At 73.9% G+C, this 17,639-nt stretch carries 16 protein-coding genes; 4 read left to right on the plus strand and 12 right to left on the minus strand.

What is annotated here, in order from left to right; translation table 11 throughout:
• The first annotated feature begins 18 nt into the window (after positions 1-18).
• Together ACIO9K_RS30645 and ACIO9K_RS30650 are read left to right on the plus strand one after the other, a co-directional pair.
• Positions 19-222 (plus strand): MbtH family NRPS accessory protein, encoded by a 204-nt coding sequence (locus ACIO9K_RS30645; protein ID WP_363586612.1) that lies wholly within the window; start codon positions 19-21, stop codon positions 220-222.
• A 45-nt stretch (positions 223-267) separates the two neighbouring features.
• Positions 268-780, plus strand: coding sequence for a GNAT family N-acetyltransferase (locus ACIO9K_RS30650; protein ID WP_363625346.1), 513 nt, complete (start codon positions 268-270; stop codon positions 778-780).
• A 73-nt stretch (positions 781-853) separates the two neighbouring features.
• Here ACIO9K_RS30650 and ACIO9K_RS30655 read toward each other — a convergent pair whose 3' ends face one another.
• Positions 854-2,332 carry an FAD/NAD(P)-binding protein gene (locus tag ACIO9K_RS30655; RefSeq protein WP_400334789.1) on the minus strand — a complete coding sequence of 493 codons (1,479 nt, stop codon included), beginning with the start codon at positions 2,330-2,332 and terminating at the stop codon, positions 854-856.
• 359 nt (positions 2,333-2,691) lie between these two features.
• Between ACIO9K_RS30655 and ACIO9K_RS30660 the strand changes: the two genes are divergently transcribed.
• Positions 2,692-3,345, plus strand: coding sequence for an SRPBCC family protein (locus ACIO9K_RS30660; protein WP_400334791.1), 654 nt, complete (start codon positions 2,692-2,694; stop codon positions 3,343-3,345).
• A gap of 42 nt (positions 3,346-3,387) precedes the next feature.
• Here ACIO9K_RS30660 and ACIO9K_RS30665 read toward each other — a convergent pair whose 3' ends face one another.
• The 11 genes from ACIO9K_RS30665 to ACIO9K_RS30715 all read right to left on the minus strand — a co-directional run bounded on the left by ACIO9K_RS30665 (position 3,388) and on the right by ACIO9K_RS30715 (position 16,669).
• On the minus strand, positions 3,388-4,971 hold the full coding sequence (locus ACIO9K_RS30665) for an NAD(P)/FAD-dependent oxidoreductase (protein ID WP_363617595.1): 1,584 nt from the start codon (positions 4,969-4,971) through the stop codon (positions 3,388-3,390).
• A 116-nt stretch (positions 4,972-5,087) separates the two neighbouring features.
• Positions 5,088-7,748, minus strand: a complete 2,661-nt coding sequence (locus tag ACIO9K_RS30670) for a TIM-barrel domain-containing protein (protein ID WP_400334793.1) — start codon at positions 7,746-7,748, stop codon at positions 5,088-5,090.
• Positions 7,749-7,894: 146 nt separating this feature from the next.
• On the minus strand, positions 7,895-8,755 hold the full coding sequence (locus ACIO9K_RS30675) for a carbohydrate ABC transporter permease (RefSeq protein WP_400334795.1): 861 nt from the start codon (positions 8,753-8,755) through the stop codon (positions 7,895-7,897).
• A complete protein-coding gene (locus ACIO9K_RS30680; RefSeq protein ID WP_363374460.1) occupies positions 8,752-9,681 on the minus strand; it encodes a sugar ABC transporter permease in 930 nt (309 codons plus the stop codon). The genes ACIO9K_RS30675 and ACIO9K_RS30680 overlap by 4 nt, the downstream gene beginning before the upstream one ends.
• Before the next feature lie 43 nt (positions 9,682-9,724).
• A complete protein-coding gene (locus tag ACIO9K_RS30685; RefSeq protein WP_363586605.1) occupies positions 9,725-10,996 on the minus strand; it encodes an extracellular solute-binding protein in 1,272 nt (423 codons plus the stop codon).
• A gap of 217 nt (positions 10,997-11,213) precedes the next feature.
• Positions 11,214-11,972: a DeoR/GlpR family DNA-binding transcription regulator gene (locus ACIO9K_RS30690; protein ID WP_363586604.1), complete on the minus strand. Its 759-nt coding sequence runs from the start codon at positions 11,970-11,972 to the stop codon at positions 11,214-11,216.
• A 116-nt stretch (positions 11,973-12,088) separates the two neighbouring features.
• Positions 12,089-12,976 (minus strand): SAM-dependent methyltransferase, encoded by an 888-nt coding sequence (locus tag ACIO9K_RS30695; RefSeq protein ID WP_400334798.1) that lies wholly within the window; start codon positions 12,974-12,976, stop codon positions 12,089-12,091.
• A gap of 210 nt (positions 12,977-13,186) precedes the next feature.
• Positions 13,187-13,720 carry an EF-hand domain-containing protein gene (locus tag ACIO9K_RS30700; RefSeq protein ID WP_400334800.1) on the minus strand — a complete coding sequence of 178 codons (534 nt, stop codon included), beginning with the start codon at positions 13,718-13,720 and terminating at the stop codon, positions 13,187-13,189.
• A gap of 156 nt (positions 13,721-13,876) precedes the next feature.
• Positions 13,877-14,674, minus strand: coding sequence for an FAD:protein FMN transferase (locus ACIO9K_RS30705; RefSeq protein ID WP_400334857.1), 798 nt, complete (start codon positions 14,672-14,674; stop codon positions 13,877-13,879).
• 30 nt (positions 14,675-14,704) lie between these two features.
• Positions 14,705-15,235, minus strand: a complete 531-nt coding sequence (locus ACIO9K_RS30710; protein WP_400334802.1) for an FMN-binding protein — start codon at positions 15,233-15,235, stop codon at positions 14,705-14,707.
• A gap of 78 nt (positions 15,236-15,313) precedes the next feature.
• Entirely contained in the window at positions 15,314-16,669 is a 1,356-nt protein-coding gene (locus tag ACIO9K_RS30715; RefSeq protein ID WP_400334804.1) for a ferric reductase-like transmembrane domain-containing protein, read from the minus strand.
• Between the two features lie 230 nt (positions 16,670-16,899).
• Here ACIO9K_RS30715 and ACIO9K_RS30720 point away from each other — a divergent pair, with 230 nt between their 5' ends.
• Positions 16,900-17,628, plus strand: coding sequence for a response regulator transcription factor (locus ACIO9K_RS30720; protein ID WP_400334806.1), 729 nt, complete (start codon positions 16,900-16,902; stop codon positions 17,626-17,628).
• The last annotated feature ends 11 nt before the right edge of the window (positions 17,629-17,639 follow it).

Below are 17,639 nucleotides of genomic sequence, written 5' to 3' on the forward strand. Positions count from 1 at the left end.
ACGACGAAGGAGCACGACATGGACGAGAACACCCGCTACCAGGTGCTGCGCAACGACGAGGAGCAGTACTCCCTCTGGCCGGTCGACCTCGACGTGCCCGCCGGCTGGCAGCCCGTCGGCCAGGAGGGCACCGAGGCGGAGTGCACCGCCTACGTCGACGAGGTGTGGACCGACATGCGGCCGCGGAGCCTGCGCGAGCGCATGGAGAGCGCCGGATCCTGACCGGCCGCAGCACGCCCGTCCCACGACAACCCCGAGGAGCTGACCGTGACCCCTTCGCTGCGCACCGAACACCTGGAGTTCATCCCCTACCGGGCCGAGGACGAGGACGCCTTCGTCTCCCTCCTCCGCAACGCTGACGTGTGCAGCTGGATGGGCCAGGACCTGGTGCCCGAGCCGCAGATCCGCGCGCTGTTCCGCGCGATCCTGACCGACGTGTACCCGCAGCGGATCTTCGACGTGTGGGGCCTGTGGCTGGACGGGAGGTACGCGGGCCACGCCGAGGTGAAGAAGACCGGGAACGTCGACGGCCACGAGCTGGTCGCCGCCCTCGCCCCGGAGTTCTGGGGCCGGGGCCTGGGCACCGAGGTGGTCCGCGGACTGATCCGGTACGCCGCCGACGAGTTGGGGCTCAAGGAGGTCTACGGCATGGTGGGTGCGGAGAACGCCCCGAGCCTGGCGATGTGTCGACGGCTGGGCTTCCGGCACCTGCGCGACGTCCTCGGGGACGACGGCTCGGTGACGAAGGTGGTGGCGCTCTCGACGACCGGCCAGGCCTGACCGGGCCCGGCCGGGTGCGACCCGGCCCGCGGCGCGTCCGGTCGCGCCGCGGGCCGCTGACGTGCACGCCCGCTCAGCGGGCCGGTACCGCTCCGTTCGGCGCTCCCGGCCCGTTCGGCGTTCCCGCCGCGCTGCGGCCCAGCAGCAGGGCGAGGTCGTCGGCCTGGCAGCGGATCTCCGGGATGGCGGTCGTCTCCAGCAGGTTGCCGCGCCGCAGCGAGCCCAGCGTCCACAGCGGCGCCGGAGCCCGGCCGGCCGCGGGGAGGAGCCGGCCGTCGGCGGCGGTGTCGAAGCCGCCGCCGACGGGGGCGGGGGAGCCGAGGCCGGTGGTGAGCAGGTCGGTGATCAGCGGGTCGTCGACCCGGGTGAGTTCGGCCTCGGAGCCGGTGCAGTTCAGCACCGCCCCCACCCGCAGCGCGCGGCCGTCGTCCAGCCGGACGTCGATGACCTCGCCGACCTCGCCGGGGCCGTCCGCGGTGGTCTTGGCGTCGGCCACGGTGCCCCGGCCGATGCTGACCAGGCCCGCGTCGACGGCGGTGCGCAGGGCCCTGGCGCTGACCGGCGGGATCCGGTGGCGGTGGGTCTCCCAGAGCCGGAGGTCCCGGGCCAGCAGCCGGGCCTGGTCGGCGGGTGAGAGCTGCAGCCACAGGGCGCTGGTGAGGGGGCGGAGGCTGTCGACCCCGGCCCGCCAGTCGCCGTGGACGCGGCGGCAGCGGGCGATCTGGCACAGCACGGCCCGGCGCAGCGCGGGCAGCCCCGCACGGGCGTCGAGCTGCGGGACGGCCGGTGCGGCCGGGGTGGTGAGCGGGGTGGCGGCGTGCGGTCGGGGGACCAGTCCGTTCCGGGACAGGGCGTGGACGACGCGTCCGGGGCGTTGCAGGCTGAGCGCCATGTCGACCATGGTCAGGCCGGTGCCGACGAGCAGGACGTCGCGGTCCTCGGGGACGGCCGCCAGGGCGCCGGGTGCCCAGGGGTCGGCCAGGAACCGCCCGGAGTCGCGCAGCGCCGGCGGTGCCCAGGCCTGGCCGGGTGCGAAGTTGCCCAGGGCCAGCACCGCCGCGTCGACGTCGAGCGGTGGCCCGTCGTGCAGCCACAGGCGCAGCGGCGGGGTGGTCGCTCGGGGCCGGTGGGTGAGGGCGACGACGCGGTCGGGCACTCGGACCAGGTCGGGGGTGCCAGGGCCGGAGGCAGCCGCTGCCAGGCTCTCGGCGAGGTAGCGGCCGAAGAGGCGCCGGGGGACGAAGTCGTGCTCGCCGCCGCGGTCGCCGAGCCAGCGCACGAAGTGGCCGGGGTCGTCCCGGTGGGCGCTCATCCGGCCGGCCGGGACGTTCAGCAGGTGGTGCGGCGCGTCGGTGCCGAACGCCAGCCCCGGGCCTGCGGGCCCGGGGTCGATGAGCCAGATCCGGGCCGGTGCGGGTCTCCCGGCGGCCGCGTGGTGGAGCAGGCGCAGCGCCGTGAGGGTGCCGGCGGCGCCTGCGCCCACCACGGCGATCTCGTGCGGGGGCCTGCTGTGGTTCACGGCGGCCGCGTCGGACGCAGCGGGAGACGTCATGCGGCCAACATCGAGCCGATCGCGCCGCCGCGTCCAACGACGGTTCATAGGCCCCTCGCCAAGCAGGACTTATGGCCCGGGGGCGCGGTGGTGCGTCGACCTGGGGCAGGGGCGAAGGTCACGTAGGGTCCCGGGTTCGACACGTTCCGTCCCATAAGGAGAGTTTGGGGCGCTCGGCCGCCCGCCACCCGACCTCTGGTTAGAGGGTGTCACGAAAGCTGTTGACCTCTTACGGGAATTCGCGTTATAACTTCTAACGAACGCGCAAGCGTCTACCGCGTGTGGGGCTGCCGCAGCCTCGCCCGCGGCCCGACAGGCAACGCCCGCCCACCAACTGACACTCGATCAAGGGGAATCCCATGTCCGGCACCCGCAGCACCGGCGTCCGCGCCGCCCTGTTCGCCGTCCCGCTCGTCGTCAGCCTCCTCGGCACCGCGGCCGCGCCCGCCGGGGCCGCCACCTCGCGCCCCGGTCCGTCCCTGACCTGCCGCGGCCAGGGCGTCGATCCCCGGGCCCAGGTCCGCTACCGGGCCGAGACGGTGGTCCACGCGCCGCTGCACACCATCTGGAAGCTGCAGACCGACGTGGAGCGCTGGCCGTCCTGGCAGGGCCCCGTCGCGAGCGCGGAGCGCCTCGACCACGGCCGCCTGCGCCCGGGTTCGGCGTTCCGGTGGACGACCCCGCTCCCGCCCAACCCCGCGACCACCGCCACCAGCCTGGACATCACCTCGACCGTCCAGCAGCTCAAGCGGGAGTCCTGCATCCGCTGGACGGGCCCCGCCGTCGCCGAAGGGCTGCACATCGACGGCGTCCACGTGTGGAACTTCACCGAGGTCGAGGGCGGCGTCCGGGTGAGCACCGAGGAGACCCACACCGGGCCCCAGGTCGACGCGGACGTTCCCACCGCGACCGCGATCCTGCGCCAGGGCCTCGACGGGTGGCTGCACGACCTGAAGACCACCGCCGAGGCCATCGCCGAGGCCATCGCCGGGGCCGACGCCGACCGGAGCTGACCGGGGCCGACGCCGACCGAGGCTGACCGACGCCGACCGGGGCTAACCGGAGAGGGCTTCGAGGGCGGCCCGGGCGGCGTTGTGGCCGGGGATGCCGCTGACTCCGCCGCCGCGGACGGCGCCCGCGCCGCACAGCAGGACGTTCGGGTGGGCCGTCGCCACGCCCCAGCGGGCGGCGGGGCCGTCCACGGGCCCGGTCGCGAACGGGAAGGAGAGGTCCCGGTGGAAGATGTGGCCGCCGGGCAGGCCGATCTCCCGTTCCAGGTCGGGCGGGGTCCTGGCCTCCACGCAGGGCCGGCCGGTGGCGTCCGGCGCGAGGCAGTCGGCGATCGGTTCGGCCAGCACCTCGTCCAGTTGGGCCAGACTGGCCGCCAGGGCGCGCTCCTTGGCGGCCGGGTCGGTGAACAGCCGGGCGGGCATGTGCAGGCCGAACAGGGTCAGCGTCTGGAGGCCCTGGCGGACGGCTTCGGGGCCCAGGATGGTGGGGTCGGTGAGGGTGTGGCAGTAGATCTCCGACGGGGGCGCGGAGGGCATCCGGCCGGCCGCCGCCTCGGCGTAGGCGGTCTCCAACTGCCGGTAGCCCTCGGCGATGTGGAAGGTGCCCGCGAAGGCCTCCCGGGGGTCCGCGCCGGTGTCCCGGAGCCGCGGCAGCCGGCGCAGCACCAGGTTGACCTTCAGCTGGGCGCCCTCGGGCGCGGGCCCGGGCTCCTCGCCGAGGAGGCGGGCCAGGGTGGCCGGGGCGGCGTTGACCAGCACCCGGCGGCCCGCCGCCGTGGCCTCGCCGCCCCGGTGGCGGTACGTCACCTCGGCGTCGCCGTGGCCGTCGGTGGCGATGGCGGTGACCTCGCACCCGGTGCGGATCTCCGCGCCGGCGGCCAGGGCCGCCTCGGCCAGCGCGTCCGTCACCGCGCCCATGCCGCCGACCGGGACGTCCCAGTCGCCCGTCCCGTTGCCGATCACGTGGTAGAGGAAGCAGCGGTTCTGCCGGAGCGAGGGGTCGTGGGCGTGGGTGAAGGTACCGATCAGTGCGTCCGTCAGGGCGATCCCGCGGACCAGGTCGTCGCTGAAGGTCCGTTCGATCGTCTCGCCCAGCGGCCGTTCGAACAGGGCGGTCCAGGCGGCGTCGTCGGCGATCCGCCGGCGCAGTTCGGCGCGTGCGGGCAGCGGCTCGGTGAGGGTCGGGAAGACCCGTCGGGCGACCTGTCCGGTCATGCCGTAGAAGCGCTGCCAGGCCTCCCACTCCCGGTCGGTTCCGGTGAGCGCCCGGAACGCCTCCCCGGTCCGGCCGGGGTCGGCGGCGTCCACCAGCAGGCCGGTGGGCTTCCCGTCCCGGACGGTGGGCGTGTACGAGGCGATCCGGCGGCGCCGCAGGTCGAGCCGCAGGCCCAGCTCCTGGACGATCTTGCGCGGCAGCAGGCTGACCAGGTAGGAGTAGCGCGACAGCCGGGCGTCCACGCCGGGGAACGCCCGGGTGGAGACGGCGGCCCCGCCGACCCGGGGCAGCCGTTCGAGCAGCAGGACCCGGTGTCCGGCCCGGGCGAGGTAGGCGGCGGCCACCAGCCCGTTGTGGCCGCCGCCGACGATCACGGCGTCGTACCGGGCGGGGGTGGACGGGTTCGCGTTCACCCCCGCCACGCTACGGGACGGGGGCGGGCCGGGGAATGCCCCGGACACAGCGGCCCCGGAACGCCGCAGGGCCCCCTCGCGGCGGTTCGCGAGGGGGCCCTGCGGCGTCCGGCCGGTCAGTGGCCGCCGTGGATCAGTTCGACGGAGAAGCCGTGGTCGGTGGCGACGGCGGGCGTCCTGACCTGGGTGACCCCGGTCGCGGCGTCGTAGTACCAGCCCGAGGCGGCCGAGTCGAGCGCCGCCGCGGAGTCCAGCCGGGGCAGCGGTCCGCCCTGCGTGACGACCAGGCGCGGGGCGGGCTTGCCGTGCACGGTGAAGCGGTACCCCCGCTCGGCCGGCTTGCCGGTGTAACTCCCCATGCTGGCACCGACCTTGACGACGGTGACCGGCCCGTGGGCGCGGACGTCCACCCGCTGGGTGGCCGAGGCGCCGGCGGCGAAGCCGCGGGTGACGCCGTCGTCCTCGTACAGGGTGTAGGAGGAGTCGCCCTGCGGGTAGAGGTCGTAGTCGAGCCGGGTGCGGTCCCGGTTCTCCCAGGACAGCGTGCCCTCGGGCCACATCGGCACGATCGAGCCGCCCTTGACGAACAGCGGCAGGGTGTCCAGCGGCGCGGAGTAGCCGTTGACCGTGGTGGGGCCCTGGTAGGTGCGCCCGGTCCAGTAGTCGGTCCAGGTGCCCTTGGGCAGGTAGATGCCGTCGCGCACCGAGGTGTCCGAGTAGACCGGTGCGACGAGGAAGTCCGGCCCGGCCAGGAACTCGTACTTGGCGTTCGGGCCGAGGGCCGCCGGGTCGTCCGGGTACTCCAGGGCGAGCGGACGCACCGCGCCGACGCCCGTCCTGGTGGCCTCCGCCGACAGCGTGTACATGTACGGCAGCAGCCGCTCCTTCAGCTGGAGGTACTTGCGGTTGATCGAGGTGTAGGGCTCGCCGTCCAGCCAGGGCTGCTGGTCGCGCTGCTCCTTGCCGGCCATGTCCCTGGCCCAGCCGTCCATGGTCATGATGGCCGGGAGGAAGGACTTCCACTGGAGGTCGCGGGTGTACATCTTCGGGTCGCGGCGGTAGATGGAGCCGACGTCGCCGGTGTTGTAGGCGATGCCGGACATGGTGGCGCCGGCGTAGGTGGGGATCTGCCAGCGGATGTAGTCCCAGGACAGGCTCTGGTCGCCGCTCCACAGGACGCCGCAGCGCTGGGCGCCGGCCCAGGAGACGGGCAGCCAGACGAAGCCGCGGGCGTCGCTGCCGTCCTCGATGCCGGCCTTGGCCTGGTCGCAGGCGTTCAGCGCGAAGTCGTAGCCGTTGCCGACCCAGGCGACGTCGAGCTTGCGCACCAGGGCGCCGGCCTTGACCTCGGCGGCCTGGTCGGGCAGGCCGTTCTGGGTCCAGAGCCCGAGCTGGGCGTGGTCCTTGCGCAGGCCCTCGCCGGTCTGGGCGAGGTTCTCGTAGCTGCAGCCGTAGCCGTCGTTGACGAGCATCCAGCCGAGCGGCATCTGGTTCCGCACGTAGCCGTCGGCGACCTTGAGCGCGTCGGTGGTGTGGCGTTCGCCGCGGTTGGCGTTGTGCAGGTAGCAGTCGGAGTCGCCGGGCTCCAGGCCGTAGACGGGCGGCATGAAGGGCTTGCCGACCAGGGTGGTGTACTTGCCGATCACCGACTTGACGTCACCGGTGAAGTAGTAGGCGTCCAGGCGCCGTTCCTGCTGTCCGGTGCGCACGGGCGAGCCGAAGTCGTAGCTGCCCGGGGCGAAGGTGTTGCGGAAGACGCCGTAGCCGGCGGTGGAGATGTAGAACGGCTGCGAGTTGTTGTAGCCGCCCTCGTTCCAGTTGGTGCTGTTGGCGACGTGGACGGTCTTGTCCCGGTGGGAGAAGGAGCCGTTCTGCTCGCCGCCGCCGAAGAACTGCTCGTCGGCGCCGCGGACCAGGCTCTGCCGCAGCCCGCTGGTGGACCAGCGCAGCGGGGCGTCCTCCTGCCAGATGGCGGTGCGGTTGTCGGCCTTGTACAGGCCGAACCTCAGGGGGTGCTTGTAGACCCGCAGCACCTGGTCCTTGGAGCGGATGCCGTAGTAGTCGCCGGCGTCGAACGACGAGGTGCCGCGCTGGAGTTCGGGCTGCTTGCGGATGATCGTGCTGCCGGCCGGGTCGGTGAGCACGCCGTCCGGGGCGGCGCGCAGCCGCAACTGGTCGTCGGCGAGGAAGTCGACCTTGGCCTTGAGGGTGCCGGCGGCGATGTCGTAGCTGCCCTGGCCGCCGGAGAAGGAGGTGAGGTCTCCCGCGTCGGCGGTCTGCGGCAGGTAGGCGCGGCCGGTGAAGGAGCCGCCGTGCACGTCGTAGGGGACGACCAGGACGTGGTACGTGCCCGAGGCCTTCGGGATGACGGTCGCCTCGGGGTTGGCGGTGCCCGCGCTCTCGGCGACCTCCTTGCCGTTGGCGTCGTAGACGTAGAGGTCGAAGTCGTCGGTGGGGTTCTGCCACTGGATCGAGAGCGGGACGCCACCCTCGGGGTTGTCGTCCCAGTAGCCGGCGGGCGCGTCGACGGTCAGGTCGAAGCGGCCGCAGACCGTACCGTCCGGGTCCTGGGCGGCGGACGGGCAGGAGGCGGCGCCGCCGAGGGTGCCCTTGGCGTACGTGGGGCTCTGCCAGGTGGTGCTCTGGTGGCTGCCGTCGAGGACGGCGGAGCCGGGGGTGGCGGCGCGGGCCGGCAGGGCGGGCCCGGCCACGGCGGCGATGCTGGTGAGGGCCACGGTGAGGGCGGCCCGGCGGAGGCGAGGTCGTACCAAGCGCACGGTGTGTTCTCCCGTCGGATGAGCAAGAGATGTTCACTTACTGCGCGAAGCTGCTTGAACATGGGGGAATACAAGCAACATTCACAGTTGTGGCCGGTCCATGTCAATGGCGGGGTCACCGTTCCCGACACCCCGGACGGCCGGGGCTACTTGACCGATCCGGCGGTCAGCCCGGAGACCACGTGGCGCTCGATGACGGCGAACAGCACCACGACCGGCACGATCGCGACCACCGATCCGGCGAACAGGTAGTTCCACTCCACGGTGTAGTTGCCGATGAAGCCGTTGATGCCGACGGTCAGCGGCTGGCTCTCCGGGGCCGTCGACAGGGTCAGGCCCATCACGAACTCGTTCCAGGCGGAGATGAAGGTGAAGATCACCGCGGTGACCACGCCGGGCATGGCCAGCGGCAGCACCACCCGGCGCAGCGCCCCGAGCCGGCCGAGGCCGTCGAGCAGCGCGGCCTCCTCCAACTCGACCGGGATCGAGCCGATGTAGGCGGTGAGGATCCAGACGGCGAAGGCCAGGTTGAAGGCGGCGTTGCAGAGGATCAGCGTCCAGACCGAGTTGAGCATGTCCAACTGGTAGAACTCGCGGTAGAGGCCCACCAGCAGCGAGGTCGGCTGGAACATCTGGGTGACCAGGACGAGCAGCAGGAAGAGCTTGCGGCCCCGGTACCTGAACCGCGCGGTGCAGTACGCGGCGGGCAGCGCGACCAGCAGCGCCAGCACGGTGGAGCCGCCGGCGACCAGCAGGGTGACCTTGAGGTTGGCGCCGAGCGTCGACTCGCGCCAGACGTCGACGAAGTTGGACCAGGCGGGGTGGCGCGGCAGGTAGCCCGCGTCGCGCAGCTCGTCGGCGGGGCGCAGCGCGGTGACGGCCATCTCCAGGTACGGGAGCAGGAAGACCGCCGCCAGCAGCCAGGCCGCCGCCGCCATGACCAGGGCGCGCGGGCGGATCCGGCGCGCGGGCGGGCGTGGCCGGCGCGCGGGCGGGCGGGCCGTCAACGCTCCTCCCCGTTCCAGCGGCCGACCTTGAGGAAGACCAGCACCATCAGCACCACCAGGGCGAAGTTGACCACCGACATGGCCGCGGACTCGCCGATGTCGGTGTTCTTCAGCTGGTACATGAACACCGTGCTGGTGGCCGTGGCGCTGCCCGGGCCGCCCTGGGTCATGCCCCAGATGACGGGGAAGGAGTTGAAGACGTTGATCAGGTTGATCACGAGGCCGACCAGGAAGGCCGGGCGCAGCAGCGGCAGGGTGATCCTCCGGTAGGCCTGCCACGGGGAGGCGCCGTCCACCCGGGCCGCCTCGTACAGCTCGCCGGGGACGGTCTGCAGGCCGGCGAGCAGGGTGTAGGTGGTGAACGGCAGCGAGACGAAGACGGCGACGAGGACCATCCAGGGCCAGGCGGTCGACGGGTCGCCGAGCCAGTCCCGGGGACCGTCGACCAGGCCGAGGTCGGTCAGCGCGGTGTTGAGCACGCCGGCCGTCCGGTCGAGCATCCACCGGAAGCCGATGGCGGTCATCAGGACGGACGCCGCCCAGGGGGCGATCAGGGCCCAGCGCGCGAACCGGCGCCCGGGGAAGCGCTGGTTGAACAGCTGGGCCAGGCCGAGCGAGAGCGCCATCGTCAGGCCGACGACGGCCACCGTCCAGACGACCGTCGAGAGCAGCACCCGGCCGAGGTCGGCCTCGCCGAAGAGCTTGCGGTACTTGTCCAGCCCGGCGGAGCCGCGGACGAATCCGCTGGTGCTGATGCGCAGGAACGAGGTGCGGACCATCTCGTAGACGGGCCACAGGACGACGGCCAGGATCAGCAGGACGGCCGGGGCGATCCACGGCAGCGGTCCGAGCCGGCCGGGGCCGGAGCCCGTCCGGGCGGGCCGCCCGGGCCCGGAGGCTTGGGGGGTGGGGGAGTCGAGGGACACGGCGGTGCCTTTCGGACGGGGCGCGGGCCGGGGCGGGCGTGCCCTACTTGTTCGCGACGGCGTCCCGGGCCTTCTTCTGCAGGTCGCCGAGCACCTTGGCCGGGTCCCCGGCGACGGCGGTGCCGATGCTCTTCTTGAGCTCGGCCGAGACCGCGTCCCAGGTGGTGTTGCCGAGCGGGTAGAAGACGGCGTTCGGCAGGAGGGCGAAGAACGGTTCGAGGTCCTTGTGCTTGCCGCTGGCGGTCATCTCGCGCAGGGTGCTCTGGGTGACCGGCATCAGGTTGTATGTCTCGTCGAAGGCGAGCGTGTTGTCCTTGGAGTACGCGAAGTCGAGGAACTTCCTGATCTGGTCGCGGTGGCCGTTCTTCTTGAAGGCCATCGTCCAGTCCGCGACGCCGAGGGTGGAGGCGAGCGGGCCGGTCCTGCCGGGGATGGGCGCGACGCCGTAGTCGACCTTGCCGTCCTTGGCCATCTGGATCAGCGAGGGGTGGCCGTTGGCCATGGCGGCCTTGCCCGCGGCGAAGTCGGCGAAGGCGGTCTTGCGGTCGGTGGTGGCCGGGTTGGCGTAGGTCAGGCCGGGGTCGACGAGGTTGGCCTTGAGCCAGCGGAAGGTGTCGACGTCGGCCTGGCTGTCGATGGCGTACGTGCCGTCCTTGGCGGTCGGGCCGCCGCCGTTGCCGAGCTCCCAGATCATGCTCTCGCCCTGGGCCTCCTCCGGGCCGAGCGGCAGCGCGTACGGGGTGACCCCGGGCGCCTTGGCCTTGATCAGTTCGGCGTCCTTGCGCACCTCGTCCCAGGTGGCGGGCGGCTGGGTGATGCCGGCCTGCTGGAAGACGGCCTTGTTGTAGAAGAGGGCGCGGGCGGAGGAGACGAACGGGATGCCGTACTGCACGCCGTCGACCCGGCCGGCCTCGGCGAAGCTCGGGATCAGGTCGGCCCGGGTGTCGGCGGACAGGACGTCCTCGGCCTTGTAGAGGAGGTCGTCGGCGACCTTGTCGGCGTAGCCCCCGGTCTGCAGGACGTCGGGGACGTTGCCGCTCTGGATCATCGTCTTGACCTGCTTGTCGATGTCGTTCCAGTTCATCACCTGGACGTCGACCCTGATGCCGGGATTGGCCGCGGTGAACGCGGTGGCGACGCCGTTCCAGTAGGCCTTGGAGCTGTTGGACTCCTTCTCGCCGTAGTCGGCGGCGACGAGTTTGAGCGTCACGGCGCCGTTCGGGGAGGACCCGCCGCCACTGCTGCCGCCGCACGCTGTGAGGGCGAGCGCGCCGACGGCACAGACCGCCCAGAGGGTACGTACACGTGTGTTCACCGCAGTTACCGCCTTCGTACGCCGCTTGATCCTAGTTGCTTGAAGAGCGCTGGTTCTGAGCAGATTCGAAAGAGCGTGGCGTCGGGCAGTATTCACGAGGCGGACCGGCGGGGTCGAGGTGTCGCCCGGATGTCGTTATCGGACCGTTGCATGACAACTGACGGTGCGACAGAGAGCCCGGCCGGTTCTCGCCGGCCGGGCACCCCGCGTGAACAGGTCAGACGCGCGCGACCCGCACCCCGCAGGCGGCGATCGCCTTCTCCTGCGCCGCGGTGGCCTCGTCGTCGGTGACGAGGTCGTGCACCTCGGCGAGCGGGCAGATCTTGGCGAAGGTCACCCGGCCGATCTTGGTGCTGTCCGCCAGGACCACCGACCGCGCGCTGGCGTGCAGGAACGCGCGGTCGGTCTGGGCCTCCATCTCGTCGTGCGTCGTGCAGCCGTCCTGCGCGGTCAGGCCGTCCACCCCGATGAACGCGAGGTCCAGGTGGTACTGGGCGAGCATCCGGTCGGCGGCCGGCCCCACCAGCTCGTAACTCGTGGTCCGGGCCAGGCCGCCGACCACCACCAGGCGGACCTCCGGCCGGACGATGAGGTCCGCCGCGATGTTGACCGCGTTGGTCACGATGGTGATCCCGCCGCGTTCGGCCAGCACCCGGGCCAGCTCGCTCGTCGTCGTGCCGCCCGTCAGGCCCACCACGGCGCCGTCCGGTACCAGCCGGTCGGCCGCCAGCGCGATCCGCCGCTTCTCCGCCTGCCGCGTCCCGTGCTTGTGGCGCAGCGGCAGTTCGAGGTTGACGGCACCGGTGACCGCCCCGCCACGGGTGCGGTGCAGCAGGCCCTGGTCGTGCAGTTCCTGGAGGTCCCGGCGGACGGTGGCCGGTGACACCTGGAGGAGGCCGGCCAGCTCGTGCACATCGGCGCTGCCCGCCTCGGTGATGTGGGTGAGGATCCGGGCGGTACGGTCGGCTTTGAGCATGGCCGAAGTCTAGGGCGTGTCCGTTGGATCACGTCGGGCCCGTGCGGCGGCGGCCTGTGCGCAGAACCGAACACCGGGCGGGCCGGAGCCGGCCGGGGCAGCCCGGAGCGGGGGCGTCACCGGGTGGCGAAGACCCAGCGGTTGGCGGCGAAGGCGTCGTGGGGTTCGGGCCGGGGGCCGCGGCCGTAGTGGCGGGTGAAGTCGAACGGGGTGTGGACGGTGGTGGACCAGCCGCGCGCGGTGAGATCGGCGGTGGTGTCGGGGCGGGGCCCGGCGTCGAACAGGGCGAGCAGGTCGACCCCGAGCCGCTCGCGAGCGGTCGTGTAGACGGGGTTGTCGCGGACCGCCGCGGACTCCGGTCCGAGCTTGGCCTCGTACGCCAAGGTGCTTCCTGCGGCGCCGAGTCGGTCGACGGCGGCCGCGAGTCGCTGTTCGGCGGCGGCGGGCAGGTAGGGCAGCAGGCTCTCGGCGAGCCAGGCGGTCGGCTCGGCGGGCTGGAAGCCGGCCGCGGTGAGGGCGTCGGCCCAGTCGCCGCGCAGGTCGGCGGCCACCGGTACGCGGCGCGCCGCCGGCCGGGCGTCGACCCGGTCGAGGACGCGCTGCTTGAACGCGAGGACCTCGGGCCGGTCGACCTCGAAGACGGCGAGGTCGGCGGGCCAGTCGAGCCGGAAGGCCCGGGTGTCGAGGCCGGCGCCGAGCAGGACGACCTGGCGGACGCCCAGGTGGGCGGACCACAGCAGCTGGTCGTCCAGCGCCCTCGTCCGCAGGGCGAGGTAGCGGCCGAGCCGCCCCCAGAGCGGATCGGCCTCGCCGCCCGGGACGTCCCGGGGGTGCACCGGCCAGTGCGCGGAAGACCGGGCGGCGCGTACGAAGTGCTCGGCGTGGGCGTCCCGGGCGAGGGCGTCGGGGCGGTGGGTCTCGATCGCGCGGGCGGCGGCGACCATCAGGGCGGTCGGTCCGACGCCCTCGTCGACGCCGGCACGGGGGCGGGCGGCGGTGGCCATGATCCCTCCTGGTGTTCGGACTTCGGGAAGCCGCGACCAGGTCCTGTCCGGCAGGAGCGGCCGGACAGGACCTGCCCGGCGGACCGGTCGTGGGTGGTGGCGCGGGCGGCCGTGGGCCCGGTGCGCGAAGCGCGGGACGGCGCCGCCGGGCAGGTGCGGGGCGGCGGCGCCGTCGCTCAGCCGATCCGGGGCGGGCGCTCCCCGGGGAGATCAGGCGGCCGGTTGGCCCACCAGCAGGTCGCCGGGGATGCCGGCCTTGTCCGGGGCGTAGTAGTCGCGGATCCCGGCGGCCCAGACGGCCACCGTGATGCGGTCCTCGGGGGTGGGGCCGAAGGCGTCGAAGAGGGCGTGGATGTTGGCGTGCTCGAAGCCGATCGCGGACATCAGCGCCACGAACAGCGGGCGCTCGATCAGGCCGTCGCCGTCCGGGTCGCCGAGCGCGGCCAGGGCGTCGGCGAACTCGCCGGCGGTGGGGCCGAAGCGCTCGGGCGAGAGGACGAAGCCGCCGAACTCCTCGCGGCTGATCACGCCGTCGCCGTCGGTGTCCAACTCGCTGACCAGGGTGGTCCAGTAGCGCCGGAAGGCGGCGCGGATCGCGGCCTTCGCGGCGTCGTCCGAATCGGCGGCGGCCGCGACCACGCGGGCCGTCATCAGGTTGAAGTCGTCGACCTCGACGACGCCGTTGCGGTTGGCGTCGAACAGGGAGAAGACGAGGTCGATCCGCCGGGTGGCCTCGGTGGGCATGTGTCGCTACCTCTTTCCGTGGGTTCACGCGTGTCCGCGGGTCCACGCGTTCCGGTGGGACCGGATGGTGTGCGTCCGATCGGTCTCCCCACTATCGGCCACCCGGGTCGGGGCGGATGAGTCATGATCGAGTTCTTCACCTGATGGAGTGAACTATCAGCGTTCGAAAGCCAGTTGGCGCGCAAACGGCCCTGCTCGGGCCGCCGGGGCGGCCGGCCGCCAGTCGGCGGGGCCGGTGGGCGGGAGGTGCCGGGGCAGGCCGGGCGTCCAGCGCTTGGTCCCGTCGGGCAGGACGGCGAGGGCCTCGACGCCGGGCTGCCGGGCGGCCCAGACGAGCGCGCGGTCGGGGCCCATCGCGAAGGCGGCGGTGGCCCAGGCGTCGGTGCGGGCGATCCCGGTGCCGGGGGCGCCGACCAGGGTCAGCGAGGCGAGGCCGAGCGCCGGCCGGCCGGTGTGCGGATCGAGGATGTGCGCGCCGCGCTCGGCGGTGCCGGAGGTGGCCACCGCGAGGTCGTCGCCGCCCAGGACGGCGGCCAGCGCGTCCGGCCGCAGCGGGTGGGCGACCCCGATCCGCCACGGCCCGCCGGCGGTCTGCATGTCCCCGCCGCCGCTGACGCAGTACTGCCGGGCCCCGGCGGCGCGCAGCAGCCCGGCCGCCTCCTCGACCGCCCACCCCTTGACCCAGCCGCTCGGGTCGAGCCGGCCGCCGGGCCGCTCGGTGAAGAAGCCGTCGGTCTGCGCGGCGACCTCGCGGCAGGCGGCCAGGACGGCGCGGACCTGCGGATCGCAGTCGGCGAGGGCGAGTTCGCCCCGGTCGAGGCGGCTGATGTCGCTGTCCGGCCGGTAGGGCGAGAACACCGCGTCGATCCGGTGCAGCCGGTCGGCGATCCGGCGGAGCGCGGCGGGCGTGTCCGGGCCGGGATCGCGGACGGCGATCGAGAAGACGGTGCCCATGACGGGTTCGGCGTGGCGGAGCACCGTGCCTCACCGCCCGGCGCGGTCGAGCGCGCTCTGCAGGGAGCGGACGTAGCCGTCGCTGGTGAAGGTCGCGCCGCTGACCACGTCGATCCCGGCGCTCTGCGCGGCGATCGCCTCCTGGTTGAGCAGGGGCAGCGCGGAACTGTTGATCTCGCGGTCCCGGCGGTCCTCGGTGGGGTACTTGACGACGTCGACGGCGGTGATCCGGCTGCCGGCGAGGGTGACCTCGACCTGGACGGGGCCGTAGCGGGTGTTCACGGCGTCGCCGGTGACCTTCCGGGTGCCGCCGGTGCCGCCGGTGCCGCCAGAGCCACCGGTGGCCGGTGCGGTGGGGGAGCCCGACGGCCCGGCGGTGGCGTCGGAGGCCCCGGCGGCGGTGCCGGACGAACCGGTGCCGGACGAGCCCGCGGCACCGGACGAGCCCGTGCCGCCGGAGCTGATCACCGGCGCGGGCCCGGTGGCCCCGTGCGGTTTGAGGGAGAGCAGCAGGACGACTCCGGCCGCGGTGGCGGCACCGGTGACGACGGCTCGGCGCATGGGCGGGGCTCCTCGGGGTGTGGTGGAGGTGGCGTGGTGGGACGGGCTCGGCAGGTCCGGCGGGCTCGGCGATCGGGCTCAGAAGTCGAAGGACTCCCGGTGGATGCGCCCCGCCCGCACCCCGGCGGCCCGCAGCGAACGGACGGCCTCCTCGGCCAGCGCGTCCGGCCCGCACAGGTAGACCTCGTGCTCGGCGAGGTCGGGGACGAGCCGGGCGAGCGCGCGGCCGAGGTCGCCGATCCGCGCCCGCGGGCCGACCAGTTCGTGCACTGCGGCGCCCCGCCGCCGGGCCACCTCCGCCAGCTCCGCCCGGAACAGCACGTCCTCCGGGCGTCCGGCCCGCTGGACCAGGGTCAGCTCGCCCGGCAGCGTCTCGAACAGCGCCCGCAGCGGGGTGATCCCCACCCCAGCCCCGAGCAGCAGCACCCGGCGCCGCCGTTGCAGCCGCCCCGTGAACGCCCCGTACGGGCCCTCGGCGCGCACCGGGGTGCCCGGGCGCAGCGCGGCCACCGCGGCGCTGTGCCCGCCGAGGTCCTTGACGGTGAAGCGCAGGAAGTCCGGGCGCGGCGGCGCGGACAGCGAGTACGGGTTGGCGGCCCACCGCAGGCCGGGAGTCTGGAACTGGAGGCGGAAGAACTGGCCCGGCTCGGCCCGGAGTTCGTCCAGCCGCCGACCGGTCAGGAACAGCGACACCACGCCCGGCCCCTCCCGGCGGACCTCCGCCACCCGCAGCCGGTGCCGGCGGTCGAGCCGCCAGGGCCGGGCCAGCCGGTACCAGCCCAGCAGGGCGGCGGTGCCGAGGTAGAGCGCGTACCAGGCGGCGCGGGCCGGGCCGTCGCCGAGGTCGGCGCCGGTGGCCAGCTGGTGGCCGAAGGCGAGCGCCACCGCGAGGTAGGTGGCCAGGTGCAGGTAGTACCAGGCCTCGTACGGGAGGCGGCGCCGGGCGGCCCGGGCGGAGACGGCGCCGGTGCCCAGCATCAGCAGGGTGCCCAGCGCGGCCTTGAGCATCTCGGGGTAGTGGAGGACGATCTCCACACCCTCGCCGAGCGGGCCGCGCCCGTCCGTCAGCGCGTACCCCCAGACGACCGACAGCACGTGCACCGTCACCACGGCGACCAGCCAGCGCCCGCCGAACGCGTGCCAGCGGGCCAGCCGGTCGGCGCCGACCCCGCGCTCCACCGGCGGCAGCCGGGCCATCAGCAGGAGCAGCACCGGCGCCGTGTACCCGGCGAGCAGGCCGGTGATCCGGCCCGCCCCGGTCAGCCAGCCGGCCGCGCCGGCGACCGCCGGGGTGTCGGACCACCACAGCGCGAGGACGCCGAGCGCCCCGGCGGCGATCAGGCCCAGCACCGCGTCCGGCCGGGCGGCGGCCGGGCGGCGCGGGGCCGCCCGGCGGGTGCGGGCGGCGGGTCTCGGCGGGGCGGCGGTGGCCATCGGGGATCCTCCTTCGGGCCCGGCGGGCGAGCACCGCCGGGGCGCACCACGATCGCACCGCAACCTCTGAGCCGGCTCTGAACCGGGGCCGCCACCCCCGTCGCCTCCGGCGATGTCGCCGCAGGTCAGGGTGGGTGGATCGGGTTTCCCGGGCGACTGCCGGTCTCACGGCTTTCTCATCGCGGTGGGCCAGGATGAAGGCGGCCGACCGCCTGCACCCAGGGAGCACCATGGACGACACCGCCGAGCGGGGCGCCGACCGGCAGGACTGGCGGGTCCTCGTCGTCGACGACGAACCGGACCTGGTGGAGGTGGTCTGCGGCGCGGTCCGCTACGAGGGCTGGCAGGCACGGGGCGAGACCACCGGTCTGGCCGCCGTCCGGGCGGCGGCGCACTGGCGCCCGGACGCCGTGGTGCTCGACATGATGCTCCCCGACCTCGACGGCATGGAGGTGCTGCGCCGCATCCACGCCGAGCGGCCCGAGGTGCGGGTGCTCTTCCTCACCGCCCGGGACGCCGTCGAGGACCGGATCGCGGGCATCGCGGCGGGTGGCGACGACTACGTGACCAAGCCGTTCAGCCTGGCCGAGGTGGTGGTCCGGCTGCGCGGGCTGCTGCGCCGCGCCACCCCGCCGGGGGCCGTGGGGCAACCGCCCGCGCACGCCCTGGTGCTCGGCGACCTCCTCCTCGACGAGCGGGCCCGCGAGGTCACCCGCGCCGGTGAGGTGGTCGACCTCAGCCCGACCGAGTACGCGCTGCTCGCCCACCTGATGCACCACCCGCGCCAGGTGCTCAGCAAGGCGCAGATCCTGGACGCCGTCTGGTCGTACGACTTCGGCGGGCAGGCGCACGTCGTCGAGCTGTACATCAGCTATCTGCGCAAGAAGTTGGACGCGGGCCGGACGCCGATGATCCACACGGTGCGCGGCGCCGGCTACCTGATCAAGGCGGCCCCGTGACCGGCTGGCCC

The organism is Kitasatospora sp. NPDC087271, assembly GCF_044744605.1.
GTDB lineage: Bacteria > Actinomycetota > Actinomycetes > Streptomycetales > Streptomycetaceae > Kitasatospora.